Source organism: Geodermatophilus sp. SYSU D00766 (assembly GCF_054049915.1).
This window is the reverse complement of the sequence record NZ_JBJGYI010000031.1, coordinates 19,586-43,832: the sequence shown is the minus strand read 5'-3', so window position 1 is coordinate 43,832 and position 24,247 is coordinate 19,586. Positions and strand designations below refer to the sequence as shown.

Sequence of the window (24,247 nt, the reverse complement as noted above, 5' to 3'; positions counted from 1 at the left end):
GACGGGGTCTGCTGGGATGACCGGGTGGCTGCTCCCCGACCGCGACCCCTGGTGATCGACACCGACCCCGGCATCGACGACGCCCTGGCGATCCTGCTCGCCCTGGCCAGTCCCGAGGTCGACCTGCGCCTGGTGACGACGACGCACGGCAACGTCGAGCTGGCGCAGACCACCGACAACGCGCTGCGGGTGCTGCACCTGGCCGGCCGCTCCGACGTCCCGGTCGCCGCCGGCGCCGCCGAGTCGCTGGTGTACCCCCAGCCGGAGCGGGCCGGGCACGTGCACGGGCAGACCGGCCTCGGCGGGGCGCAGCTGGCGCCGTCGCCGGCCGCCGTCGACCCGCGGCCGGCCGTCGTCGCGCTCGCCGAGCTGCTGCTGGCCAGCGAGGAGCCGGTGACCGTGGCCGCCATCGGGCCGTGGACGAACATCGCGCTGCTGCTGGCCACCTACCCGCAGGCCGCGGCGCGGATCGACCGGCTGGTCCTCATGGGCGGCTCGGCCGCGCGCGGCGGCAACGTCACCGCGGCCGCCGAGTTCAACGTGTGGGCCGACCCCGAGGCCGCGGCGCGGGTCCTCGGCTCGGCGGTGCCCACCGTGCTCGTCGGGCTCGACGTCACGGTGCCCACGGTGCTCGACGAGGACGGCATCGCCCGCTTCGCCGCTGCCGGGCCGGTGGGGGCGACGGCGGCGGCGATCCTGCAGCAGTACGTCGACCACGCGCGCAGCTCGTACGGCACCACCGGCGTCGTCGTCCACGACGCGCTGGCGCTCACCGAGGCCATCGTGCCGGGGACGCTGGGCACCGTCCGCCGCGACGTCGTCGTGGACACCACCCGGGGCGCCGGCCGCGGGCAGACGCTGGTCGACCGCCGCGCGGTGTCGGACTCCCCCACCGCCGTCGACGTCGCCGAGACCGTCGACAGCGCCGCCGCCGTGGAGTTCCTCGTCGGCCGGCTGGCCGGCCTCGCCGCACGGACGCGCTGAGCCCGGCGGTCAGGCGGGCGGCGTGCCCTGGGTGGAGGCGACGATGCCCGCGGCGATGTCGCGCAGCTTGCGGTTGTAGCGCTGCGAGGCCGCGCGCAGCATGTCGAAGGCGCCCTCGGCGTCGACCCCCCGCTGGGCCATGAGGACGCCCTTGGCCTGCTCGATGACCGCTCGCGACTGCATCGCCAGCTCCATGTTGCGGGCGTGGTCGCCGAGCTTGGCGTGCGCGTCGGCGTTGGCGACGGCGACCGCCACGGCCTCGGCCACCTCGCGGGCCGCCTCGGCGGCGTCGGCGGAGACGAAGGCGTCGACCCGGGTCGCGTAGAGGTTCAGGGCGCCGATCGAGGTGCCCTGGTAGGGCAGCGGCGTGGACAGCGAGCTGAGGACGCCGACGTCGACCACCCGGGCGGTGTAGTCCGGCCAGCGCGTCTCGGTGCGCATGTCGTCGATGCGCAGCTGCACGCCGCCGCGGCCGGCGTCGAGGCAGGGGCCGTGCCCGCGCTCGTACTGCATCTCGTCGGCCGCCAGCGCCATGTCGCCGTGGTGCGCCGCGGTGAGCGGGGTGTCGCCGCGGACGAGGGTGATCGACGCCGCGTCCACGCCGGGCACCTGCTCGGCCGCCAGCCGGGTCACCTCACCGAGGACGTCGGACAGCTCCCGGTCGACCAGCTGCAGCCTGCTCAGTGCCCGCCAGAGGTCCTCCACGGGCGCCATCCTGCCCGGCGCGGGGGCCCGCCGGGGAGTCCGCGGCCCGGGGCCGGGGTCTCGCCGCAGCCCTGGCCGGGATCCCCCCGCCGGGGGCCGCCGCTGCAGCCGTCGGCGGTTTCGGTCAGGATGGACGCCGGTGAGGCGCCGGGAGACGGGACACGAGGGGTGACGATGGCCCAGGAGGCGTGGCCGCTGGTGCCGGTGCCCTCGGTGGCGGGTGACGTCTGGCACTGGCAGCTGGAGGCCATGCACGTGGTCTCCCGCGTCCGCGCCGACCTGCGGGCCCGCATCGCGCACCCGTCGGTGAGCTCGTCGTCGACCGAGGACGCCCGCGACGGCCTGCTGCTGGTCTTCGAGGAGCTGGCCTCCAACGCGCTGCGCCACGGCGGCGGCGACGTGCGCGCCCTCGTCGTCGCCAGCCCCTCCGGCTGGCTGCTCGACCTCAGCGACGAGGCGCCCGACCGCCCGCCGGTGCCGGCCGTCGACCGCGACCCCTCCCTCGGCGGGATGGGGCTGCACCTGGTGGCGCAGCTGTCGGTCGACTACGGCTGGGAGCGCCGCCCCGGCCGCAAGCACGTCTGGGCGCGGCTGCCCTCGGGCCTGGCCCCGCTCGAGGGCATCGGCGACCGGGTCCCCGAGCCGCGCAGCCCGGAGATCCCGCGCGACTGACCGCCGCTCAGGCGGAGTCGGCCACCGCCGCGTCGCGGTGTTCGGCGCGGGCGCAGTGGGCGCAGCAGTAGAACTGCCCCTCGACGACGACGCCGTGGCCGATCACCTTCACCCCGCAGTGCTCGCAGATCGGGGCCATGCGGTGGATGGCGCACTCGAAGCTGTCGAAGGTGTGCCGGGCGCCCTGCGCCACCACCTCGAAGCTCATGTCGTAGTCGTTGCCGCAGACCTCGCAGACCGCCATGGGGCTGTCGTTCCCCGGCGGGCCACCGCGGACACCGCCGTCCGGCGCCGGGCGTGTCAGCCGCTGCGGCGGGCGGTCCAGGAGGACACGAAGTCGCGCAGGCTCCGGGTGGGCCGCAGCCACGCGCCGTCGGGCGGGAGGGCGTCGAGGCGGACGCGGTCCAGCGGCGCGGAGAAGGCGCCGGGCACGTCCTCGATGTCGATGAACTCCAGCAGGTCCGAGCCGATGGCGTACCCGGCGACCTCGCTGAAGGCGACGACGACGACCTGGGTGCCGGCGCGCGCGAGCTCCTCCAGCGGCTCGGCGAAGTTGCGCCCGTCGCCGGAGAAGACGACCAGGCGGCGCAGCCGGTGGCTGTGCCGGCGGACGTCGATGTGGTCGAGCATCGCCTGGTCGATGTCGTCGTCGGGCTGGGCCTTGGGCCGGGCGAACACCGCGTAGCCGAACCCGCGCAGCGCCTCGACCCAGCGCTGCAGCGACCCGACGACGGGCGGGATGTTGGCGAAGACGCAGGCCTCGACCTCGGGCGCGTCCGGGGCGGCCGGGTCGCCGGCGCCGTCGACGAACCACGCGGCGATCGCGTCGAAGCGCGGCCGGGAGGCGGCGGTGGGCCGGGCGCCGATGACCGTGGACAGGGTCATGTCGATGTTCGGCGCGTCCCAGATGAGCAGGTCCAGCGCCGGGCGTCCGCGGCCCTGCTCGTCGTCGGGCAGGGCGGACACCGCCGCGACGGGGTCCTCGGCCACGCTGGTCTCGGTCACGGGGGCAGTCTGCCCGGCCGCCTCCGGCACGCGGACGGGCGGCCCGGCCGGTGCGGTCGCCCGGCGGACGGCGCGACGGCGCACCGGGCCGGTCAGCCCAGCCGGCCGGCGAGGGCCATCGCGCAGGAGTCGCCGCCGCCGTCGCGCACCCGGTACGCCCAGCGCTCGACGTCGGCGGCCGCCATCGGGCGGGCCAGCAGGTAGCCCTGGGCGGAGTCGCAGCCGGCCTCGCGGACCATCCGGAGGTGCTCCGCGGTCTCCACGCCCTCGGCGACCGAGCGGATGCCCAGGGTGTGCGCCAGCTCGACGATGGCGCCGAGCACCGCGCCGGTGCCACCGGAGGCCAGGCGCTCGGCGGCGGCGATGAGCGAGCGGTCGATCTTCAGCGTCCCGATGGGCAGGGCCATGAGCTGGGCCAGCGAGGACCAGCCGGTGCCGAAGTCGTCGATGGCGACCCGGACGCCGAAACCGCGCAGCACGGCGAGCTGGTCCTCGGCGCGGGTCGGGTCCTCGGCGACGGAGGTCTCGGTGAGCTCGAGCATCAGCTGCTCGGGGTCCAGGCCGGAGTCCTTGAGCGCGGTGCGGACGTCGCGGACGAGGGTCTCGGCGGAGAAGTGCCGCGCGCTGATGTTGACCGCCATGCGCAGGGCCAGGCCCTGCCGCGCCCAGTCAGCGGCCTGGCGGGTCGTCTCGCGCAGCAGCCAGCGGGTGATGGGGATGAGCTGCCCGGTCTCCTCGGCGACGGAGAGGAAGGCGTCGGGGGCGAGCAGCCCGCGCTCGGGGTGCTGCCAGCGCAGCAGCGCCTCGACGCCCTCGACCTCACCGGTGTCGAGCCGCACGACGGGCTGGTAGTGGACGACGAACTGGTCCATGGCGCCGTCGCGCAGCCGCGTGGCGACGTCCATCCGCCAGCGGGCGGCGTCGCGCAGGTCGGGGGAGAACAGCCGCACCCGGTCGCGGCCGGCCGCCTTGGCGGCGTAGCCGGCGGCGTCGGCGTCGCTGAGCAGGTGGTGGGCGCGCCGCTGGCCGGGCTGGGCGACGGCCACGCCGATGCTCGCCGACACCGGCACGCTCAGCCCGGCGGCGCTGAACGGCCGGGTGAAGGAGCGCTGCAGGCGGAAGGCGAGCGCGGCCGCCTCGGGGGTGTCGCAGGACCGGGCCAGGACGACGAACTGGTCACCGCCCAGCCGGGCGACGGCGTCGTCGGGACGGACCTGGCCGACCAGCCGGCCGCCCACCTGGCGCAGCAGCTCGTCGCCCACCTCGTGGCCGAGCGAGTCGTTGACCGTCTTGAAGCCGTCGAGGTCGAGGAACAGCAGCGCGGTGCGGGAGGACTCGTCGGCCAGCGCCTCCTCGATGAGTTCGAGGACGCGGGCGCGGTTGGGCAGGCCGGTGAGGTCGTCGTGGGAGGCCTGCCAGGCCAGCCGCCGCTCGCCGCGGGCACGCTCGGTGACGTCGGTGTGGGTGACGACGACCTGCCCGGTCTCGTCCACGCGCGCGGCCTGCAGCCGCCACCAGGTGGTGTCCTCGCCGAGGTCGTGGGAGTAGTCGTGGGCGAACGTGCGCGGGACGACGTCGGCCGGCCCGGTGCGCAGCAGCCGGAGCCCGTCGTCGATGCGATCGGCGTCGGCCCGGGAGAGGCCCTGCCGGATCCGGCTCACGTAGTCGTCGCCGACGTCGGCCGGCTCCCAGCCGTGCGCGCGCACCCGGGGGGCGTTGCCCGCCCAGACCCGGTTGACCATGAGGATCCGGCCGTCGCGGTCGAGCAGGACCGTCGGGGAGGGCAGCGCGTCGAGGACGCCGGCCATCTGCTCCAGCCGGCGCGCCTGTGCGGCCTGCTGGCGATACCGGGTGTCGACGTCGCGGAGGAAGACCACGGCCCCACCGTGGGCGTCCGGGGAGACGCGCACCTCAAACCACCGGTCGTGCGGCTCGTAGAGGTACTCGAAGGCCCGCGGCCGGCCCTCGCCGACGGCGGCGTGCACGTGCGCCTGCAGCTCCGAGCCGAGGACGTCGGGGACGCAGTCGCGCACCGGGCGGCCCAGCAGGCGTCCCGGCGGTCGCTGCAGCAGCTCGGCGAGGGCGGCGTTCACCCAGGTGAAGCGCCACTCGGCGTCCAGGCGGCAGACGGCGTCGGGGACACTGGCGAGCAGGTCCGGGGGTGCGATGGTGACTGCACGGTCGGATTGCTGCACGCGCTCTCTCTCCCCCTGCCGCACTCCGGGTCCCGCCCAGCGGGCCGCCTCCGGGAACGGACCGGGACGGGATGGGAAGTCGGTCCGTGCGCGACGCCTGTCCGAGAGTAGTGGAGTGACGCGGGGTCGGGCACAGGACGGCCCCAGCCGTCTCTCCCGTTCCGTCACACCGGGGCGACGACGGACCGCTCGACCAGGCGGGACACCGGCACGCCGGCCGGGAGGGTGCCCAGCACCGTGCCCCAGTCGCCGCCCAGGCGGGTGGCGCAGAAGGCGTCGGCGACCTCCGGCGGGCTGTACCGCAGCAGCAGCGAGGCCTGCAGGCAGAGGGCGAGCAGCCCCGCGACGCGGCGGGCGCGCAGCGGCAGGGCGTCGGGGTCGCCGAGCTCGGCGGCGAGCCGCTTCACGGCGTCGTCGAAGCGCGGGTCGGCGCCGCGGGCGAGCTCGAGCTCGGCGGTGACCGCGGCGAGGGACTCTCCCGACCGGCCCAGCGCCCGCAGGACGTCGAGGGCGATGACGTTGCCCGAGCCCTCCCAGATGCTGTTGAGCGGCGCCTGCCGGTACAGCCGTGGCAGGCCGGACTCCTCGACGTAGCCGTTGCCGCCGAGGACCTCCATCGCCTCCCCGACGACGGCCGGGGTCCGCTTGCAGACGAGGAACTTGGCCGCGGCGCCGGCCAGCCGGAGGAACGCCGTCTCGCCGCCGTCGACCGCGGCGGCCAGCCGGATCGCCAGCGCCGTCGCGGCCTCGCTCTCGACGGCGAGGTCGGCGAGCACGTTCTGCATGAGCGGCTGGTCGGCGAGCAGGGCACCGAAGGCGCGGCGGTGGCGGGCGTGGTGCAGTGCCTGGGTGAGGGCGGCGCGGACGGTGGCCGCCGAGCCGACGACGCAGTCGAGGCGGGTGGCGTTGACCATCTCGATGATCGTCGGGACACCGCGGCCGGGGTCGCCGACCGGCCAGGCGGTGGTGCCGTCGAACTCGACCTCGCTGGAGGCGTTGGCGCGGTCGCCCAGCTTGTCCTTGAGCCGCTGCAGGCGGAAGACGTTGCGGCTGCCGTCGGGGAGCACCCGCGGGACGAGGAAGCAGGACAGGCCCTCGGGCAGCTGGGCGAGGACGAGGAAGAGGTCGCTCATCGGGGCGCTGGTGAACCACTTGTGACCGGTGAGCGCGTACGTCCCGTCGGCGGCCGGCACCGCGCGGGTGGTGTTGGTGCGGACGTCGGAGCCGCCCTGCTTCTCGGTCATGCCCATGCCGGCGACGAGGCCGGGCTTGGCGGCGGGGTCGGTGAGCCCGGGGGCGTAGCCGGTGCCGGTCAGGCCGGGCTCGTAGCGGTCCGCCAGCGCGGGTGCGGCGCGCAGCGCGGGGACGGCGGCGTAGGTCATCGTCACGGGGCAGCCGTGACCGGCCTCGACCTGCGTCCAGGCGAGGTAGCCGACGGCGCGGCGGACGTGGGCGTGCCGGTCGCCGGCGCCGGCCGCGGCCCAGGGGGTGCCGGCGAGGCCGTGCGCGAACGCCGTGCGCATCAGCTCGTGCCAGGCGGGGTGGAACTCGACCTCGTCGACCCGGTGGCCGTAGCGGTCGTGGGTGCGCAGGACGGGCCGGTTCTCGTCGGCCAGCCGGCCCCACTCGCGCGCCTGCTCGCCCCCGGCCACCCGCCCGAGGTCGGCCAGCGAGGCGAGGGTGGCCTGGTCCGCGTGCCGGACGCAGGCCTCGGCCAGCACCGCGTCCCCGGCGATCGGGTCGTACCCGGCCAGTGGCGGGACCTGGTTGGTGACCTCGTGCGTGGCGCTCACGGCCGGCACCGTACGGCCTGCCCCGCCGCCCGGTCCTCACCCGCCGTGCGCCTGCGGCCGGCCACGCACGCCGGCCCGCCGTTCCACGTGGAACGGCGGGAGGGCAGGGTCCCGTGCGGGTCGAGGTGGTGTCAGGCGGCGGTGGGCACGGGTGGTGTCGGGGCGAGGGGTGCCGGGGTGGTGATCTCGGTGCCGTCGGGTCTGTAGGTGCGCCATCGGCCGTCGGGTTGGCGTTCGACGCGGAAGCCGTGGTGGACCTGGGTGTGGTGCCGCTCGCACAGCAGTGCGCTGTTGTCCAGGCTGGTCTCGCCGCCGTCGATCCAGTGCACCAGGTGGTGCACGTCGGCCCAGTGGCTCGGCGCATCACAGCCGGTGAACACGCAGCCGCCGTCGCGCAGCTCCACCGCCCGGCGCAGCTGCCGGCTGACCAGCCGCTGACTCCTGCCGAGGTCCAGCGGGACCCCGTCGGGGCCGAACACCACCCGGGAGATGGTCCCGTCACACGCCAGCCAGCGGGCGCGGGCGGCGGAGATCACCGCACCGAACCCCATGGTGGCCGCGCCCGCGCCGGTCGCCGGGTCGGTCAGGTCGTCCAGATCGACGCGGACGACCACGTGCGGCTTGACCGTCCGCAGCACCGGCAGGCTGCCGGCGGCCAGCGCGTTGTCGGCCCACTGCACCCAGGCATCCCCCAGCCGCTGGGCTCGCGTGCGCTCGTCGCCGGCGGGGCGGTCGGCCTGCACGTGCGCCTCCAGCGCCGCCTGCAGCTTCTCCCCACCCACGGCGTCCAGGTGCCCGCGGAACGACAGGCTGCCGTCGGCGTGCTTCGACAGCGTCAACGACCGGCCCTCGGTGGGATCCGGTTCGGGCCCGTCGGGATCGAGCGCGTCGCAGTAGCGCCGCACCACCAGCACGAGGTCGGCGTGCTCGCCGTCGCTCGCGACCTGGGTCAGCGCCGCGTCGATCACACCGAGGTCCACCCCCTGCGCGGCCGCCGCCGCCCGCCGGCGCGGGGTGACCACCCGGGCGGCCTCGGCGACCTGCTCGGCGCTCACCCAGCCGGCCTCGTGCGCCTCGGCGAGCACGGGCAGGTGCTCCAGTGCCCGCCCGGCGGTCACCAGCCGGGCGGCCGCGGCGTCGGTGAGTCGGCAGTGCCCTCGCAGCCACGAGGCCATGGACTTCAGCCCGTCGCGCTCCGGGGCCTGGGCCAGCTCCGCCGCCCGCACCCGCCGGGCCAGGGCGGCGTCGATCCGGTTGCGCTCGGCCACCAGCGCGGCGACGTCGTCCAGCACGTCGTCACCCACCTGCCACTCACCCGAACACATGTACGAAGGATACCGGAACGGAGACCGTCCTGCGACCCGTATCCGCAGGTCAGAGGCGCGTCCACAGATCCGGGCGACGTCTTGACACGGCCCACGAGGAGCCGGACAGCGTCAGTCGAGCGGGCGCACCAGCCGGCTGATCGCCAGCTGCGCGAGAGGCACGTAGCCGACCACGACGGGCAGTGGACCGGAGACGCGCAAGCCGGTGGTGCTGCCGCCGTCGGGCCCCTGCGAGACCCAGTGCAGCAGGTGCAGGCGCACCGGACCGGCCGTCACCGTCCACGACCACCGCCGCGCGACCTCGTCCACCGACTCGACGACGAACGGCAGCGTCACCCCGACCGGCCCGCGCACCCGCCCGGTCACGCCGGCCGCCAGCCGGGCGACCGGCACCTGGACGCCGGTGATCTGCGGCGCCCAGGTCGGCCACCGCGCGGGCTCGGCGTAGCGCTCCCACACCTCGGCCGGCGGCAGTGGCCCGGTGGCGTGCAGCGTCACGGTGGTCACGACGGGGTCCTGCCCGCGACCGGCCCGCCGCACGCACCCGGCACGATTGCGGTGGTGGTGGCTGCACCGCGTCGTCGACGAGGCCGACGGCCGGGTGCTGATCGCCGGGGACGACGGCATGGTCGACGGCTGGACCAACCGCGCCGAGGTGGCCGACGTCCTCCTCGACCGGGACTGACCGGCGCTCCCTCAGTCGACCGGCGGGACGCGGCACTGCACGACGACGGCGAGCAGGCCGTCGTCGGTCCCGGAGGCGTGCTCCTCCCCCGGCTCCCACAGGGCCGCCTCCCCGGCCCCGACGGCGCGCCGGGCGCCGTCCGCCCCCGACACCCAGCCACCGCCCTCGACGACGAGGAACAGCTGCCACAGCCGCGTCGGGTGCCGGCCGATCGACCCCCCGGGCGCCAGCCGGACGACGTCGACGGCGAAGCCGTCCTGCGGCCCGAGCACCCGGGCGGCCGGCACCAGCGACGCGCCGGTGCTCCCGTACGACGCCAGCGCGCGCACGGGCAGGACCAGCAGCCTCACGCCGGCGGGCCACCCAGCAGCAGGTGCCGCAGCAGGTGCAGCGCGAGCACGACCGACCGCTCGCGCACCGCCGTCCGCGAGCCCGGCAGCCGCACCGACCGCGCCTCGGTCCCCGACGGCCCGACGACGCACAGGTGCACGGTGCCCACGGGCTTCTCCGGCGTCCCGCCGCCCGGGCCGGCGATGCCGGTGATGCCGACGCCGACGTCGGCACCGAACCGCGCCCGTGCCCCCTCCGCCAGCGCCCGCGCCACCTGCGGGCTCACGGCGCCGAACTCGGCCAGCATCTCCCCCGGCACGCCCACCAGGTGCTCCTTCGCCGAGTTGGCGTAGGAGGTGATGCCGCCGAGCACCCAGGCCGAGGACCCCGCCCGCTCGATCAGCCGCGCGACCAGCAGGCCGCCGGTGCACGACTCGGCGGTGGCGATGGTGAGTCCCTGGTCGCGCAGCGCGTCGGCGACGAGGTCGTCGAGCGCGGGGCCGGTCGAGAACAGCGTCGCCGCGTACTCCTCGGCCAGCACCGCGCCCAGCCGGTCGTAGGCCGGCTGCGCCCCGGGCGCGAACCGGGTCACGATCTCCAGCTCACCCTCGCGCAGGCACGTGGTGATCTCCAGGCCGGCCAGCTCGGCCTCGTGCTCGCGCAGCGTGGCCGCGAGCTGGGCCTCCAGCGTCCCCCACAGCCGCACGGTCTCCTGCCGCACCTCACCGGCCCCGGCCAGCGCCGTCCGCACCGGCCCGGCGGCCAGGGCGGCCGGCCACATGCCCTGCAGCTCCGACGGCGGACCGGGCAGCACGACGACGACCGGCCCGCCGCGCCCGTCGGCCGGTGGGACGACGAACCCGGGCGCGGTGCCGACCGGTTCCAGCACCGCCGCGCCGGCGGGGACCATCGCCTGCTTGCGGACGCCGGCCGCGGTCGCCTCGGGGTCGGCCCGCCAGCCGCGGCGGGCCATGAGCCGCTCGACGATCGCCCCGACCCGCTGCTCGAGCTCGGCGTCGACGGCGACGGGGCGCCCCTGGAACTCGCCGACGACGGCGGCGGTCAGGTCGTCGGCGGTGGGGCCGAGCCCGCCGGTGGTGACCACCAGGTCGACGCCGGCGGAGGCGAAGTAGGCCAGCGCGCCGCGCATGTCGTCCGGCCGGTCCCCGACCACCAGCACGGCCCCGACGTCGACGCCGGCCTGCCGCAGCTCCTCGGCCAGCCACGGGCCGTTGCGGTCGGAGACCCGGCCGGTCAGGACCTCGGTGCCGGTGACGACGATGCCCGCGCGCGTGCCCACCCGCCCGACCCTAGGAGGACCCCCTCGCCCCCGCCGCTCGCAGCCGGTCCCCGCACGGCGGCCCGCCGGCGAGTGGGCAGTCGTCGCTGCCCGTCACGGCGCGTCGGCCCGTGTCGGCGACCGCAGGTGCTCACCCGGGTCGCGAGAACACAGCGGCGGCGGGGACCAGGGGGCGGGGACCAGGGGCCCGACACCGGACCCGCCGACCCGCCTCCGGGGTCCCGCCGCCCGCCCCGGATAGCGTGCCGGGGAGGGCCCGACCCGGTCCACCGCCGACCGCCTGGAGGAACGACCGTGACCGCCTCGCCGCCACCGGCCGGCCCGCGCACGCAGGAGATCGCCGTCCCGCCGGCGGGTTCGGCTCCCGCCGCGCACGGCGCCACCGCCGTCGGCACCGCGCCCGAGCACCCGCCGCACGCGGCCCCGGCCCCGCTGCCGCCGCCGGCCTACCCGCACACCGCTCCGCAGCCCGTCCACGCGGAGGCGGCGACCGCCGTGGTGCCGCCGGCCGGGACCGGAGCCACCGCACCTCCGCAGCCCACCGGCCCGCTGGACTCCTTCTTCGGCACCCCGCCCCCTCCCCCGCCGCCCGCCGCGCCGGCCGAGGCCCCCGCGGCGCCGGCCGCCGAGGCACCTCCCCGGCGCACGGCCCGCGCTCCCCGCACCCCCCGCGACCGGGCGGTGCTGATCACCACGGGGCTCGGCGTCGTGGGCCTGGTGCTGCTCGAGCTCGGGCTGGCGCTGCGCCTGGGCGGCCAGGTCCTGTGGTCGGACCTGCCGCTGTGGTCGGCGTTCGCCACGCTCGCCGCCCTGAGCGGCGTCGTCGGCCTGGCCGCGAGCCTGCTGTCCGGCGGGCGGCTGCGCCCGGCCGTGGCCGAGCGGCTCGCGGTCGGCGGGCTCGCCGGCCTCGCGGTGTTCTGGGTGCTCATCGCCCTGCCGCGGGTCGACTCCGACCGCGGCTTCCTGCTCACCGCGGCCCTGGGAGCGCTGGCGGTGGCCGTGTGGCTGGCGCCGGCCCGCCGCCGGGGCTGAGCAGCCGCAGCCCGGTCCGCCGACCACGACCGACGGCGGGGTCAGCCGTCGCGTCCGCGGCCGTTGCCCCCGCCGTTGCCGTTCCCGTTCCCGTTGCCATTGCCCCCGGCGTTGCCGTTGCCCTGACCGGCACCGTTGCCCGGGCCGGCGTCCGCACCGGCGTCGGGGTCGTCCTCCTCGTCGACCTCGTCGGGAGCGGGGACGGCCGGAGCGACCGGCGCCGGGACGACGACCTCGGGGACGGCGGCCTCGGGGGCGGCCGGCGCCGAGGTGGCCGGCGCGGGCGAGACGACGCCGGACCCCGCGTCGCCGGCCGGGTACCCGCCGCCGTCCCGCGTCGGCCAGTTCCGGGACCAGGGCACCTCGTCCTCCGCCGGTGCCGGCTCCCCGGTCCGGGCCGAGGAGGACGGCGCCGCGGGAGGCGGTGCGACCGCGACGGTCAGCGTGACCAGGTCGCCGAGAGCCAGCCGCCCGACCGGCGTCACCGCGAGCACCGTCCCCGCCGCCGCGCCGGCGCTCTGCTCGCTCACCCGGGTCACCCGCAGGCCGGCGGCCACCAGCTGGTCCTCGACCTCGTCGGCGCCGCGCCCCACCACCTCGGCGCGGCGGACGTCGACGCCCGCGGGGGCGGCGTCGGCGACGGCGGCCGGGGGCGCGCCCGACCCGGTGCCGGCCAGCTGCAGCACCCCCACCCCCAGGACGGCGCCGGCAGCGAGCGTGCCGGCCGCCGCCAGCGCCCGGGCGACGAACCGCCGACGCGGCGGCCGGCCGGCCGGAGGCGGGGCGGGGAGCAGCAGCGGCGCGGTCACCGGTGGCGGCGCCGGCGGCAGCGGGCTGCCCGAGCGGACCGCGTCGACGACGGCGAGCAGCGCCGCACCGTCGGCGGGACGGCCGGCGGGGTCCTTGACCAGCATCCGCGCCACCAGCTCGCGCACCGGCGCGGGGACGCCGTCCGGCAGCGGCGCGGGCTCCTCGCGGATCTGCATCAGGGCGATCTGGACGGGGTTCTCGCCGTCGAAGGCGCGCCGCCCGGTCAGACACTCCCACGCCACCATGCCGAGCGCGTAGACGTCGCTGGCCGGGCCGGCCTTGCCGCCGGCGGCCTGCTCGGGCGAGAGGTAGTGCGCGGTGCCGACCACCTGGCCGGTGCGGGTCAGCGGCATGCTGCCGGCCGACCACGCGATGCCGAAGTCGGTGATCCGGACGACGCCGTCGCGGCCGACGAGGAGGTTGCCCGGCTTGACGTCGCGGTGCACCACCCCGGCGGCGTGGGCGGCGGCCAGGCCCGCGGCCGTCTGGCCGACCAGGTCCAGCACGCGGTCCGGCGGCAGCGGCCCCTCGCGGGCGAGCAGGGCCGACAGCGGCTCGCCGTCGACCAGCTCCATGACCAGGTGGGCGCAGACCACGCCGTCCCCGTCGACCTGCTCGCCGTAGTCGAACAGCGCGGCGATGTTGCGGTGCGTGAGGCGGCCGGCGAGCTGGGCCTCGGTGCGGAAGCGGGTGCACACGGTGTCGTCGCCGCTGTACTCCGCGCGCAGCAGCTTGACCGCGACCGGGCGGTCGAGCAGCGTGTCCCGCCCCCGCCAGACCTGCCCCATCCCGCCGGTGGCGATGAGGCCCTCGAGCGCGTAGCGGCCCCCGATCACCCGCACCCCGCTCCCGCTCACCGCCGCTCCCTCGATCAGGCCTGCGGGGATCCTGCCCCAGCCGGCGAGGTGCCGCTCGCCGTGGAGGACCCGCCGGGCTCGGAACTCGAGCCGCCGGGCGACGACGTCGTGGCCGGGTCGCTCGGCGGCGTCCGGGTCGTGGTCGTGGTCGGGGCCGTCGTCGGCGTCCGGGTGGTGGGCGCCCCCGGGGTCAGCGACCCGGCCGCGGTGGTCGGCGCCGTCGTCCCCCCGGCCGGGCCGCCCGGTGTCGTCGTCGCCGTCGCCGGAGCGGTGGGCGGGGTCGGCGACCCGGTCGCCTCCGGCGAGGGGGCGGGGGTCCCGTCGGTGGTGCCGGTCGGCTGCGCGACGGGCTGCTCCACCTGGCCGGGGACGGCGGCGCCGGACACCGGCGACCAGTCGCCCCGTTCGGTGTCGCCGTCCCACCACCCGGAGTCGCTCGGCGGCGCCACGGCGTAGGTGACGACGACGTCGTCGCCGGGCCCCAGGACGACGCCGCTGGGGGAGACCGCGGTGACGACGCCCGGGACGGTGCGGTCGGTGACCTGCTCGCGGCGCTCGACGGTGAGCCCGAGCGCGGACAGCTGGGTGGCGACGTCCTCGACCGGCCGGCCGACGAAGTCGTCCTCCCGGACCAGCACGCCCTGCTCGTCCTCCTCCTGCGTCTGCGCGGCGGCGACGGTCGGCGGGGTGCGGTCGGTCAGCGCGGAGAACACCGCCGCGGCCAGCCCCGCGCCGAGCAGGAGGGCCAGCAGCGGCACCAGGACGGCGGCGGCCCGGCGGCGGGGCCGCGACGGCGGGCTGCGGCGCGGCCGGGCGGCCGGGGCGCCGGGCGGCGGGGGCGCGACCTCGGTGGCCGGCCCCGCGTCGACGGCTGACGGCCCGGGGACCGTCGGCACGGGGGGTGCCGGGTCCGGCAGCCGGCCGGCGCGGGCGTCCTCGACCGCGGCGGCGAACGCCGCGCCGTCGGGCATCCGCGCCGCCGGGTCCTTCGACAGGGCGCGGCCGATGAGCGTGCGGACCCCGCCGGGCAGGTCGTCGGGCAGCGGCTCGGGGTGGGACCGCAGCTGCTTGAGCGCGATGGTGACCGCGTTGTCGCCGTCGAAGGCCGGGTGCCCGGCGAGGCACTCGTAGCCGACCAGGCCGAGGGCGTAGACGTCGCTGGCGGGGGTGGCCAGGTGCCCCTCGGCCTGCTCGGGCGAGAGGTACTGCGGCGTGCCGATGACCTGGCCGGTGCGGGTCAGCGGCACGCTGCCGGCCGACCAGGCGATGCCGAAGTCGGTGATCTTCACGCTGCCGTCGGGCCGGACCAGGATGTTGCCGGGCTTCACGTCGCGGTGGACCAGCCCCGCCCGGTGGGCCTCGGCGAGGGCGGCGGCGGTCTGCCCGAGCACCGACAGCGTGGTGGCGGTGTCGAGCCGGCCCTCCTGGCGCAGCAGCGACGACAGCGGCTGCCCCTCGACCAGCTCCATGACCAGGTAGGCCAGCTGCTCGCCGGTGTCGCCGGCCTCGGTCTCGCCGTAGTCGTAGACCGCGGCGATGTTGGGGTGGCTCAGCGCCGCCGCGTGCTGCGCCTCGGCGCGGAAGCGGGCCAGGAACGTCGGGTCGCCGGTGTACTCGCTGCGCAGCACCTTGACCGCGACCGGGCGGTGCAGCAGCAGGTCGGTGGCCCGCCACACCTGACCCATGCCACCGGCGGCGATGAGCGCGACGAGCTCGTAGCGGTCACCGACCATCCGGCGACCCGGTTCCACCACGGGAGCTCTCCCATCCCTGCCGGCCCTGCTGCCGACGCCGTCCACCCGGGGACGTCGCACCCTCCACCGGAGTGCCCGCACCCTCCGGGACCACACATGTTCCCAGGAGCACCACCCGTCCGGGGAGTCTCCTGCGTCACGGCTGCGCATCGACATGCCGACGCGCCGACGACACCCCGGTGACCGGCTGGAACCGGCCCCGGTGCAGGGCCCGCCCCGAGCGCGCGAGGGGTGGGGTGCAGCGGGGTCCTCCCTCAGCCGCTGAGGAGTGCCCGCCCCCACCAGTCGCCGGCGTCGCGCACGCCCGGCGGGCAGGCGAAGACCGCCGAGGAGGTGTGCCGGACGTACTCGTTCATCGCGTCGTGCCGCAGGTTGCGCTGCACCCGCACGAACCCGGTCTCCGGGTCGCGCTGGAAGGCGATGAAGAACAACCCGGCGTCGAGCCGGCCGAGGCCGTCGGAGCCGTCGACGAAGCTGTAGCCGCGCCGCAGGATCGCCGTCCCGGCGTTGGCCGGGTGGGCGAGGAAGACGTGGCTGGTCTCCGGGATCGCGGGCCGGCCGTCGACCTGCGCCGCGAGGTCGACCGGGTCGAACTCCGCCCGCTGCCCCAGCGGCGCGCCGGTGCCCTTGGTGCGGCCGATGGTGCGCTCCTGCTCGTCGAGCGTGGCGCTGTCCCACGGCTCGACGAGCATCCGGATCCGCCGGGTGACCAGGTAGGACCCCCCGCGCAGCCAGTCGACGTCGCCGTCCCCGACCCACACGAACCGGTCGAGCGCGCCGGGGTTCTCGGCCTTGAGGTTGTCGGTGCCGTCCTTGAAGCCGAACAGGTTGCGCGGGGTGGCCTGCCCGGTGCTGGTCGACGACGTCCGGCCGAAGCCCAGCTGCGACCAGCGCACGCTCACCGCCCCGGCGCCGAGGCGGACCAGGTTGCGCACCGCGTGGACGGCGACCTGCGGGTCGTTGGCGCAGGCCTGGACGCACAGGTCCCCGCCGCTGGTCGCCGGGTCGAGCTGGTCGCCGGGGAAGGACGGCAGCTCGACCAGCGGCGCCGGGCGGCGGGCGGCCAGGCCGAAGCGGTCGACGCCGTCGGCGGTGGTGAAGAGAGTGGGCCCGAAGCCGACGGTCAGGGTCAGCCCGGACGCCGGCAGGCCGACCGCCTCGCCGGTGTCGTCCGGGGGCGCGTACCGGTCGCCGTCGACCGCGCCGACCTCGCCGGCGTCCTGCCCGGCGGTCATCCGGCGGGCGGCGGCGGTCCAGTCCCGCAGCAGCGCGACGAGGTCCTCGCGGCTGTCGGTGGTGACGTCGAGGGCGACGAAGTGCAGCCGGTCCTGGGCGGGCGTGACGATGCCGGCCTGGTGCTCGCCGTGGAAGGGCACCGCGTCGTCGGCGGTGACCGCCGCGGAGGCGTCGTCGGCGGTGGCCCGGCCGATGACCCCGCCGGCCGTGCCCGCGGCGAGGACACCGGCGGTGCCGGCGCCGAGGGCGCCGAGCAGGCGGCGGCGGGACAGGCCCGCCCGGTCGGAGGTCGGCCCGGTCATCGTCCGGCGACGACCCCCGCGACCCGGCCGACCGACTCCGACAGCGCGGTGACGGCGTCGGACAGGCCGCGCAGCTGCTCCTCGGTCAGCTGGTCGTGCGGGGTCCAGCCGCCGTCGGTGCGGTACTGCTCCAGCTCGGCCCGGGTGGCGGCGAACCGCTCGTCGATCTCCGCCACCAGGTCGGGGTCGGCCTCCTCGAGGTGGGGGCGCAGCGCCTGGACGGCGGCCTCGGAGCCCTCGAGGTTGGCGGCGAGGTCCCACAGGTCGGTGTGCGAGTACCGCTCCTCCTCCCCGGTGATCTTGCCGGTGGCGATCTCGTCGAGGAGGGCCTTGGCGCCGTTGGCCAGCTGCAGCGGCTCCAGCGTCGTCGCGTTCGCCCGGTCGACGACCTGCCGCACGTCGGACAGCAGCCGGTCGGCGTAGGGCGCCATGCCCTCGGTGGTGCCGCCGACCCACAGCGCCTGCTCGATGCGGTGGAACCCGGTGAAGTCCTCGCCCTCGGCCTGGTCGCCCTCGCGGCCGTCGATGACCGGGTCGAGGTCGCCGAAGCTCTCGGCCACCGGCTCGATCCGCTCCCAGGGGGTGCGGGCCACCGGGTAGAGGGCCTGGGCGCCCTCGACGTCGCCGGCCTGCACCGCGGCCACGAAGGCGGTGGTCTGCTCCAGCAGCACGCCGGTCTGGTCCTGCACGTACCGCTGGTAGTCGGCGCCGGCCTGCGCGAGCGCCGCGTCCTCCGCCGGCTGCGCCGCCCCGCCGGTCACGGTGCGCTCGCTGGAACTGCCGTCGGCGGCCGAGCAGGCGGCGGTGGTCAGCGCGGCCAGCAGGCCGGCGGTGAGCAGGGGGAGGCGGCGGTCGCGCGCGGACATGCGGGGAGGTCTCCGACGGCTGGGGAGGGGTCCGGGCCGGACCGGCGCCGGAGGGGTGACTGAGGCAAGGCACACCTTACTGACCGGCTGCGGCCGGCCCGGGTCCCCCGGCACGGCGGCGCTCGGCGGCGGTCCGGGCGCGTGGCAGGGTGGCGGCATGTCCGAGACGACGGTGACCCCGACCACGGTGACCCGCGAGGACGCCGGCGGCGTCGCGACGATCACCCTCCGGCGACCGGGACTGACCCGCGTGGGGCGCCGGGAGCTGCTCGCGGTGGTCCGGGACGTCGCCGCCGACGCGTCGGTGCGCGCGGTGCTGCTCACCGGCACCGGCCGGGCGTTCTGCGTCGGCCAGGACCTCGCCGAGCACGTCGAGTCGCTGCGCGGGGACGCCGCCACGTCGCTGTCGGTGGTGGAGGAGGAGTACAACCCGCTGCTGCTGGAACTGGCCGCGCTGCGGGTGCCCGTCGTCGTCGGGATCAACGGGGCGTGCGCCGGGGCGGGCCTGGGCATCGCCATGGCCGGCGACCTGCGGGTGGCCGCGGCCGGCGCCAAGTTCACCACCGCGTTCACCGGCATCGGGCTGTCCAGCGACTCGGGGCTGGCCTCCCGCCTGGTGCACAGCGTCGGCGTCGGCCGGGCCACCGAGCTGCTGCTCCTGCCCGACCCGTTCCCCGCGGAGGACGCGCTGCGGTGGGGGCTGGTGCACCGCGTGGTCGCGCCCGAGCAGGTCGCGGACGAGGCCCGGGCGCTGGCGCAGCGGCTGGCCGGCGGCCCGACGGCGGCCTACCGCGCGCTGAAGACGGTGCTGGCCACCGCGGCCACCGACCCGCTGGCGGACACGCTGGCCCTCGAGGCGCGGCTGCAGACCGAGCTGGGGCGCACCGCCGACCACGCCGAGGCGGTCGAGGCGTTCCTCGCCAAGCGGCCGCCGCGCTTCACCGGCCGGTGACGGAGCACGGGCCGGTGCCGCGGGCCGGCACGCCGCGGGACGCCGGGGAGCAGCCGCTGCCCGCGCGGCCGCTGCCGGACGGGCGCGCGGGCCGGCCGCCGCCGCCCCGGCCGGCCACGGCGAGCTCCGTGGCCCTGCCGCTGGCCCCGCCGGAGGCGCGGCGCCCGGTCGGCGTGCGGCTGGCGGCCGTGCTGTGGGGGGCCGGCAGCCTGGCGGCGGCCGTAGGGCTCGGGGCGATGCTGCTCGACCGGGCGGCGCTCGACGCGCGGCTGACGGCCACCGCCACCGCCGAGGACCCCACGGCCTCCGCCGAGCTGGTCGCCGACGGGGTGCGCACGCTGGTCGCCGGCGTGGTCGGCGGGGTGGGCCTGCTCGTCCTGGTGTCGCTGGTCTGGGTGGCGCTGGTGCTGCGGCGCCGCTCGTGGGCGCGGTGGGCGCTGCTGCTGACCCTGCTACCGCTGCTGCTCGCCCTCGACGTCGCGCAGAGCGTGGCGGCCGGGGACGCCGACCTCGACCGGGTCGCCCTCCTCACGGCGGCCGGCCTGTTCGTCGTCGCCGTCGTCCCGCTGTTCCTGCGCCCGGCCCGGGCCTGGTACCGCGCCCGCTGACCAGCCGTCCAGCGCGGCGAGCAGGGCCTCGCACGAGCGGACGACGACGTCGGCGGCGTCGGCCGTCGCGCGGTCGGCCAGCGGGTCGGCCGCGGCCGCGCGCCAGCGCCCCAGCGCGGCCACCGCCGCCGTCCGCAGCGCCGCCGGGGGTGTGTCCGCCGGCAGGCCGAGCCGGGCGGCGGGGCCGGTGCCCTCGCCGCCGAGCAGCCGCCGCCCCTCCGCCTCCGCCCCGGCGGGCAGCGGCGAGCCCGGCCCCCGGGAGCGGGTCAGCAGCTCCAGCTCGTCGAGCTCGGGGAGGGCCAGCCGGATGCGCTCGAGCTCCGCGCCGAGCACGGCCGAGCGCGGTCCCGGGTGCGCGGCCAGCACCGTGCCGAGCAGCCGCAGCGCGGCCCCGGCGCGCACCAGCGCCCCGCGCTCGGTGACCTGGACCCGGACCAGCAGCTGCAGCTCGACCAGCCCGCTGCGGCGCAGCAGCTCCTCGGCGAGCGTGGCGGCGTCGGGGACGCCGGCCCGCACCAGCGTGACCGACAGCCGGGTCCCGTAGAGGCCCAGCCGGTCGAGCAGGCCCTCGCGGACCTCCCGGGACGGCGCTCCGGGCACGTCGGCGCGGACGAACCGGTCGGCGGTGAGCAGCATCCCGGCGACCTGGGCGGGGTCGGCGCCGGCCAGCGCCCGCAGCGCGGTGAAGTCGCCCTGCCGCAGCGTGCGGCCGGCCAGCGCGAGCAGCCCGGTCACCGGCACCACCGCGGAGCCGACCGCCTGCAGCGCCGGGTCGCCGGACAGCCGCCGGGCCACCGACGCGGCCGCCTCCAGGGCGTCGAGCCGCCCGGCCCCGACCTCGTCGGCCCGGGACAGCACGGTGATCGTGGCGGCGCGCCCGCCGGTGGCCTCCTGGAAGGCCGAGAGGACGGCGAGGTCGGCCGGCTGGGGCTGCCGGGTGAGGAAGACGACGGCGTCGGCGCCCGACAGGCCCTCGTCGGCGGCGAGGAAGGCGGAGGTGCGCGCGCTGGTGTCCGCCGACAGCGAGGCGGTGCCGGGGGTGTCGACGACGGTGGCGGGGAGCAGGTCGGCGGAGGGCCAGTCGACCTCGAGCGAGGCGACCTCCTCCGGCGGGGTGCCGCCGAGGTCCAGCTGCAGCCCGCCCCCGGCCCGGCGCACCGGCAGGTGCCGGGACCCCCCGTCGGTGCCGTGCAGCACGACCCGCGGGGTGGCGCCGTGGCGGTAGAGGGTCACCACCCGGGTGCACTCGCCGGCGTCGGTGGGCGCGATGCGGGCGCCCACCAGCGCGTTGAGCAGGGTCGACTTGCCCGACTTGACCCGGCCGACCAGCGCCAGGCGCAGCGGCTCGTCCAGCCGCCGCCGGGCCTCGGCCAGCCGCGCGGCGACCTCGGGGAGGTCGCGGTGGGCCTCGACGGCGTCGTCGAGGAGGGCGCGCAGCGCGTCGGTCACCGGGGGGTCGTCCGGGCGACCGTGCCTCACGGGACGGGCACCGGCTCGCCGCCGAGCCGGGCGACGTCGGCGGCCAGCCGGTCGAGCTGCTCGCGCCGCTGCCGCAGCAGGCGGGCGCGGGCGTCGCGGTCGGCGGCGGCGGCCTGCGCCGCGCGCTGCGCGGCCGCCACGGCGTCGGCCAGGGACCGGGACACCTCGTCGGCGGTGTCGGTGATCAGGTCGCGCAGGGTGCGCTGCACCGTGCGCAGCCGGTCCTTGAGGTGCTTGCCGACCTGGAAGACCACCTCGTCGAGGTGCCGCCGCACCACCGTGCGGGCCTCGCCGCGCCGCTTCTGCAGCCGCTGCTTCTGGTCGTCGGTGTAGGCCTTGCGGCCCATGAGCACACCGGCGGCCAGCGAGATCGGGTTGATGATCGCCAGGCCGGCGAGGCTGGTGACCAGGCCGGTCATGAGCACGCCGGTGTAGGAGCCGCGCAGCCCGACCAGCGTCCGCTCCCGCAGGGTCATGGCACCGTCGTCGACCGCGGGGACGTCGACGAGGTCGTCCAGGGCGTCGTCGGGGTCCCCCACCGACAGCGCCGGGACCACGCCCCCGCCGTCGCGCTCGAACTGCTCGACCACCTGCTCGGCCAGCCACTGCGACCGCTGCTCGGCCCACACGAAGCTGTCGGCCACGGCCGCGGCGACGCGCTCGTCGAGCCAGGCGGAGATCTCCGGCCAGGCCGCCCCGGGGTCGCGGGCGGCGATGACCTCCTCGGCCTCCCGGACCACCACGCGCGAGCGGTCGCGCAGGTCGTGGTCGATGTCGGCCATGAGGTCGGTGACGCCGTCGGCGAGCACCTGCTGCCAGCGCGAGGAGCGGCGCCGCTGGTCGTCGGCGGCCGCCTTGGCCGCCTCCAGCCCGCGCAGCAGCTCCTCGCGGCCGGCGGGGTCCTCGAGGGCGGCGAGCTCGCTGCGCACCGCCAGGGCGAGCTGCCCGGTGACGGCGGTGAGGTCGTGCACCAGCGACCGGCGGGCCAGCGTCTCGGCCCGGTCGACCACCTCGCGGCGCAGGTGGTCGACCAGCGCGGCGATCCCCGACTCGGTGTGCAGCCCGCGGTCGCGGTGCTGCACCGCCAGCAGGGCCAGCGCCGAGGACACCGCGAACAGCGGCGCGTCGAGACCGCGGTCGGCCAGGTGGCGGCGGTCGATCTCCTCGATGGTCCGCCAGTCGGTGCAGACGTCGGTCTTGGTGAGCACGCAGACGACGGTGGGGCACAGCGCGGCCGCCTGGTCGAGCAGCGCCATCTCCGGCGCGGTGAACTCCTGGCTGGCGTCGGAGACGAAGACGACGGCGTCGGCGGTGGGCAGCAGGTCGAGCGTGGCCAGGGAGTGCGCGATCCCGACGCCCCCGACGCCGGCGGTGTCCACGAGCTCCAGGCCGCCCTCGAGCAGCCGGCGCGGGAGCTCCACCTCGGCACGCACCAGCCCGCGGGCGGCCTCACCGGTGACCGCCGCCGCGACCGTCTCCACCGGCACCGCCTCGCGCTCGGCGCCGTCGGCCCGCACGAGGGTCGCGCGGGGCTCGGCGCCGGCCCGGACCACGGTGGGGACGACGGTGGCGACGTCGTCGGCGACCGGGCACACCGGCACGCCGACGAGGGCGTTGACCAGGGAGCTCTTGCCCTGCTTGGGCTCGCCGACCACCAGCACCCGCACGCCGGGGGTGCGGGCGCGCTCCGCGGCCAGCGTCAGCCGGCGGTGCAGCTCCGGGCGCTCGCAGGCCTCCGCCAGCACGAGCGCCCGGTCGACGAGCTGTTCGGGTGTGACCACGCCCACCTCCTGGTCCTCCCCCGTCCTACCACCCCGGGTCGCCGGGCCCGGACGGCGCCCGGCCCCGGCGTCCGCGGGGGACACCGGGGCCGGGGCCGGCCGGGTGGGTCGGTGCGGGTGGGTCAGTGCACGGCCGTCACGTCGGTGGACAGGTCGTTGTGGTCGAGCGAGTCGTCCACGTCGACCAGGTCGTCGTCGGACAGGTCGTTGTCGTCGAAGGAGTCGTCGACGTCGACCCCGTCGTCGTCGGACAGGTCGTTGCCGTTGAGCGAGTCGTCGACGTCCAGACCGTCGTTGTCCTGGGACAGGTCGTTGCCGTTGAGCGACCCGTTGAGCGAGTCGTCCACGCCGTCGTTGTCCTGGGACAGGTCGTTGCCGTTGAGCGAGTCCTGGACGTCGACGTCGAGCCCGTCGTTGTCCTGGGACAGGTCGTTGCCGTTGAGGGAGTCGTTCACGGAGTTGTCGACCGAGTTGTCCACGGAGTTGTCGGTGGTCGAGTTGTCCACGGAGTTGTCGGACAGGTCGTTGCCGTTGAACGAGTCCTGGACGTCGACGTCGACCCCGTCGTCGTCGGAGAGGTCGTTGCCGTTGAACGAGTCGGTCACCGAGTTGTCGGTGGTCGAGTTGTCCTGGCCGGAGTTGTCCTGGTTGCCGTTGAAGGAGCCGTTGAACGAGTCGTCGACGCCGTCGTTGTCCTGGTTGTAGGAGTCGGTGACCGTCGTGGAGTTGTCGGTCGTGTTGCCGCTGCCGACGACGTTGCCGTCGCCCTGCTGCACGTTGCCGGAGTTGACGACCTCGACGTCGACGTCGACCGAGTTGTCCTCGCTGTTGTCGACGACCACGCCCTTGACGTCGTCGCCGGCGGCCACGCCGTCGCCGCCCACGACCACGTTGTCGTCGCCGAAGATGGCCTGCGCGTCGCCGCTGACCCAGATGCTGTGCGAGGCGTCGATCTCGACGTCGATGTCGGTGTAGCTGTAGTTGATCGTCTGCAGGTGGGTGATCACCACCGGCTCCGCGGGCGCCGGCGCGTGCCCGCCACCGCCGCCACCGCCGCCGTGGCCACCGCCGTACCCGCCACCGGAGTGGTCGTCGTCGTCGTCGCAGTCGTGCTCGCCGGCCGGCGGGGCGGGGGTCGGGCTGACGCCCTCGTCGTCGTCGCAGGCGTCCTTGCCGCCGTGCCAGCCGCCGTGGCCACCGCCGTGCCCGCCACCGGAGGAGTCCTCGTCGCGCCCGCCGTGCCAGCCGCCGTACCCGCCGTGACCGCCGTCGTCGTCGCGGCCGTGGCCGCCGTGGCCACCACCGTGCCCGCCGTCGTGCCCGCCACCGGAGCCGCCCTGCCCGCCGTGGCCGCCCTGCCCGCCGTGGCCGCCCTGCCCGCCGCCGGCCCAGCTGACCGGCGCGTAGCTGGCCACCATGGGCACGAGGTCGTCGACCTCGGCCGGGGTGGCGTCGAGGCCGGCGGCGGCCAGCGTGCCCTCGGGGTCCTCGGCGTAGGCCGCGGCGGCCTCGGGGTCGCGCAGCAAACCGAGGATGAAGTCGATCAGCGAGCCGGCGAGCGATGTCATGGCGTCCT

General features: G+C 77.0%; 21 protein-coding genes. 5 read left to right on the top strand and 16 right to left on the bottom strand.

Annotated features, from left to right (window positions below):
• The first annotated feature begins 24 nt into the window (after window positions 1-24).
• Window positions 25-984, top strand: a complete 960-nt coding sequence (locus ACI8AD_RS19065) for a nucleoside hydrolase (RefSeq protein ID WP_456872098.1) — start codon at window positions 25-27, stop codon at window positions 982-984.
• Window positions 985-993: 9 nt separating this feature from the next.
• Here the strand turns inward: ACI8AD_RS19065 and ACI8AD_RS19060 are convergent, their stop codons facing one another.
• A complete protein-coding gene (locus tag ACI8AD_RS19060) occupies window positions 994-1,689 on the bottom strand; it encodes a GAF and ANTAR domain-containing protein (protein ID WP_456872097.1) in 696 nt (231 codons plus the stop codon).
• A gap of 174 nt (window positions 1,690-1,863) precedes the next feature.
• Here ACI8AD_RS19060 and ACI8AD_RS19055 point away from each other — a divergent pair, with 174 nt between their 5' ends.
• Window positions 1,864-2,361 (top strand): ATP-binding protein, encoded by a 498-nt coding sequence (locus ACI8AD_RS19055; protein WP_456872120.1) that lies wholly within the window; start codon window positions 1,864-1,866, stop codon window positions 2,359-2,361.
• A 7-nt stretch (window positions 2,362-2,368) separates the two neighbouring features.
• On the opposite strand, the gene ACI8AD_RS19050 is transcribed toward ACI8AD_RS19055, so the two are convergent.
• The 6 genes from ACI8AD_RS19050 to ACI8AD_RS19025 form a co-directional block, all read right to left on the bottom strand.
• The gene (locus ACI8AD_RS19050; protein WP_089405396.1) at window positions 2,369-2,605 is read right to left on the bottom strand and encodes a hypothetical protein; all 237 of its coding nucleotides are present in this window, start codon (window positions 2,603-2,605) and stop codon (window positions 2,369-2,371) included.
• A gap of 56 nt (window positions 2,606-2,661) precedes the next feature.
• Window positions 2,662-3,366, bottom strand: coding sequence for an NYN domain-containing protein (locus tag ACI8AD_RS19045; RefSeq protein ID WP_456872096.1), 705 nt, complete (start codon window positions 3,364-3,366; stop codon window positions 2,662-2,664).
• A gap of 92 nt (window positions 3,367-3,458) precedes the next feature.
• Window positions 3,459-5,561, bottom strand: a complete 2,103-nt coding sequence (locus ACI8AD_RS19040) for a putative bifunctional diguanylate cyclase/phosphodiesterase (protein WP_456872095.1) — start codon at window positions 5,559-5,561, stop codon at window positions 3,459-3,461.
• Window positions 5,562-5,725: 164 nt separating this feature from the next.
• Window positions 5,726-7,354: an acyl-CoA dehydrogenase family protein gene (locus ACI8AD_RS19035; RefSeq protein ID WP_456872094.1), complete on the bottom strand. Its 1,629-nt coding sequence runs from the start codon at window positions 7,352-7,354 to the stop codon at window positions 5,726-5,728.
• A gap of 131 nt (window positions 7,355-7,485) precedes the next feature.
• Window positions 7,486-8,679, bottom strand: a complete 1,194-nt coding sequence (locus ACI8AD_RS19030; RefSeq protein ID WP_456872093.1) for a DUF222 domain-containing protein — start codon at window positions 8,677-8,679, stop codon at window positions 7,486-7,488.
• Window positions 8,680-8,790: 111 nt separating this feature from the next.
• A complete protein-coding gene (locus ACI8AD_RS19025) occupies window positions 8,791-9,186 on the bottom strand; it encodes an SRPBCC family protein (protein WP_456872092.1) in 396 nt (131 codons plus the stop codon).
• On the opposite strand from ACI8AD_RS19025, the gene ACI8AD_RS19020 reads away from it, so the two are divergent.
• Window positions 9,179-9,364: a hypothetical protein gene (locus tag ACI8AD_RS19020; protein WP_456872091.1), complete on the top strand. Its 186-nt coding sequence runs from the start codon at window positions 9,179-9,181 to the stop codon at window positions 9,362-9,364. The genes ACI8AD_RS19025 and ACI8AD_RS19020 overlap by 8 nt on opposite strands.
• 11 nt (window positions 9,365-9,375) lie before the next feature.
• On the opposite strand, the gene ACI8AD_RS19015 is transcribed toward ACI8AD_RS19020, so the two are convergent.
• Window positions 9,376-9,714 (bottom strand): cupin domain-containing protein, encoded by a 339-nt coding sequence (locus ACI8AD_RS19015; RefSeq protein ID WP_456872090.1) that lies wholly within the window; start codon window positions 9,712-9,714, stop codon window positions 9,376-9,378.
• Window positions 9,711-10,994: a competence/damage-inducible protein A gene (locus ACI8AD_RS19010; RefSeq protein ID WP_456872089.1), complete on the bottom strand. Its 1,284-nt coding sequence runs from the start codon at window positions 10,992-10,994 to the stop codon at window positions 9,711-9,713. The genes ACI8AD_RS19015 and ACI8AD_RS19010 overlap by 4 nt, the downstream gene beginning before the upstream one ends.
• Window positions 10,995-11,288: 294 nt before the next feature.
• Between ACI8AD_RS19010 and ACI8AD_RS19005 the strand changes: the two genes are divergently transcribed.
• Window positions 11,289-12,026, top strand: coding sequence for a hypothetical protein (locus ACI8AD_RS19005; RefSeq protein ID WP_456872088.1), 738 nt, complete (start codon window positions 11,289-11,291; stop codon window positions 12,024-12,026).
• 41 nt (window positions 12,027-12,067) lie between these two features.
• Here ACI8AD_RS19005 and ACI8AD_RS19000 read toward each other — a convergent pair whose 3' ends face one another.
• From ACI8AD_RS19000 to efeO, 4 genes are all read right to left on the bottom strand, one after another.
• Window positions 12,068-13,693 (bottom strand): serine/threonine protein kinase, encoded by a 1,626-nt coding sequence (locus ACI8AD_RS19000; RefSeq protein WP_456872087.1) that lies wholly within the window; start codon window positions 13,691-13,693, stop codon window positions 12,068-12,070.
• Window positions 13,694-13,707: 14 nt separating this feature from the next.
• Window positions 13,708-15,447, bottom strand: coding sequence for a serine/threonine protein kinase (locus tag ACI8AD_RS18995; protein WP_456872086.1), 1,740 nt, complete (start codon window positions 15,445-15,447; stop codon window positions 13,708-13,710).
• Window positions 15,448-15,701: 254 nt separating this feature from the next.
• Entirely contained in the window at window positions 15,702-16,985 is a 1,284-nt protein-coding gene (efeB, locus tag ACI8AD_RS18990; protein WP_456872085.1) for an iron uptake transporter deferrochelatase/peroxidase subunit, read from the bottom strand.
• Window positions 16,982-17,851, bottom strand: a complete 870-nt coding sequence (efeO, locus tag ACI8AD_RS18985) for an iron uptake system protein EfeO (protein ID WP_456872084.1) — start codon at window positions 17,849-17,851, stop codon at window positions 16,982-16,984. Before efeO ends, efeB begins: the two co-directional genes overlap by 4 nt.
• A 157-nt stretch (window positions 17,852-18,008) precedes the next feature.
• Here efeO and ACI8AD_RS18980 point away from each other — a divergent pair, with 157 nt between their 5' ends.
• Window positions 18,009-18,803 (top strand): enoyl-CoA hydratase-related protein, encoded by a 795-nt coding sequence (locus ACI8AD_RS18980; protein ID WP_456872083.1) that lies wholly within the window; start codon window positions 18,009-18,011, stop codon window positions 18,801-18,803.
• Between the two features lie 452 nt (window positions 18,804-19,255).
• Here the strand turns inward: ACI8AD_RS18980 and ACI8AD_RS18975 are convergent, their stop codons facing one another.
• The 3 genes from ACI8AD_RS18975 to ACI8AD_RS18965 form a co-directional block, all read right to left on the bottom strand.
• Window positions 19,256-20,860, bottom strand: a complete 1,605-nt coding sequence (locus ACI8AD_RS18975; RefSeq protein ID WP_456872082.1) for a dynamin family protein — start codon at window positions 20,858-20,860, stop codon at window positions 19,256-19,258.
• 26 nt (window positions 20,861-20,886) lie between these two features.
• Window positions 20,887-22,671 (bottom strand): dynamin family protein, encoded by a 1,785-nt coding sequence (locus tag ACI8AD_RS18970; RefSeq protein WP_456872081.1) that lies wholly within the window; start codon window positions 22,669-22,671, stop codon window positions 20,887-20,889.
• A gap of 122 nt (window positions 22,672-22,793) precedes the next feature.
• The gene (locus tag ACI8AD_RS18965; protein WP_456872080.1) at window positions 22,794-24,239 is read right to left on the bottom strand and encodes an IniB N-terminal domain-containing protein; all 1,446 of its coding nucleotides are present in this window, start codon (window positions 24,237-24,239) and stop codon (window positions 22,794-22,796) included.
• Window positions 24,240-24,247: the final 8 nt, after the last annotated feature.

Excerpts from the sequence above, each read along its gene's own strand:
- ACI8AD_RS19055 (WP_456872120.1), top strand. The coding sequence starts at position 1,864 with ATGGCCCAGGAGGCGTGGCCGCTGGTGCCGGTGCCCTCGGTGGCGGGT.
- efeO (WP_456872084.1), bottom strand. The coding sequence starts at position 17,851 with ATGTCCGCGCGCGACCGCCGCCTCCCCCTGCTCACCGCCGGCCTGCTG.
- ACI8AD_RS19030 (WP_456872093.1), bottom strand. The coding sequence starts at position 8,679 with ATGTGTTCGGGTGAGTGGCAGGTGGGTGACGACGTGCTGGACGACGTC.
- ACI8AD_RS18980 (WP_456872083.1), top strand. The coding sequence starts at position 18,009 with ATGTCCGAGACGACGGTGACCCCGACCACGGTGACCCGCGAGGACGCC.
- ACI8AD_RS19050 (WP_089405396.1), bottom strand. The coding sequence starts at position 2,605 with ATGGCGGTCTGCGAGGTCTGCGGCAACGACTACGACATGAGCTTCGAG.
- ACI8AD_RS18965 (WP_456872080.1), bottom strand. The coding sequence starts at position 24,239 with ATGACATCGCTCGCCGGCTCGCTGATCGACTTCATCCTCGGTTTGCTG.
- efeB (WP_456872085.1), bottom strand. The coding sequence starts at position 16,985 with ATGACCGGGCCGACCTCCGACCGGGCGGGCCTGTCCCGCCGCCGCCTG.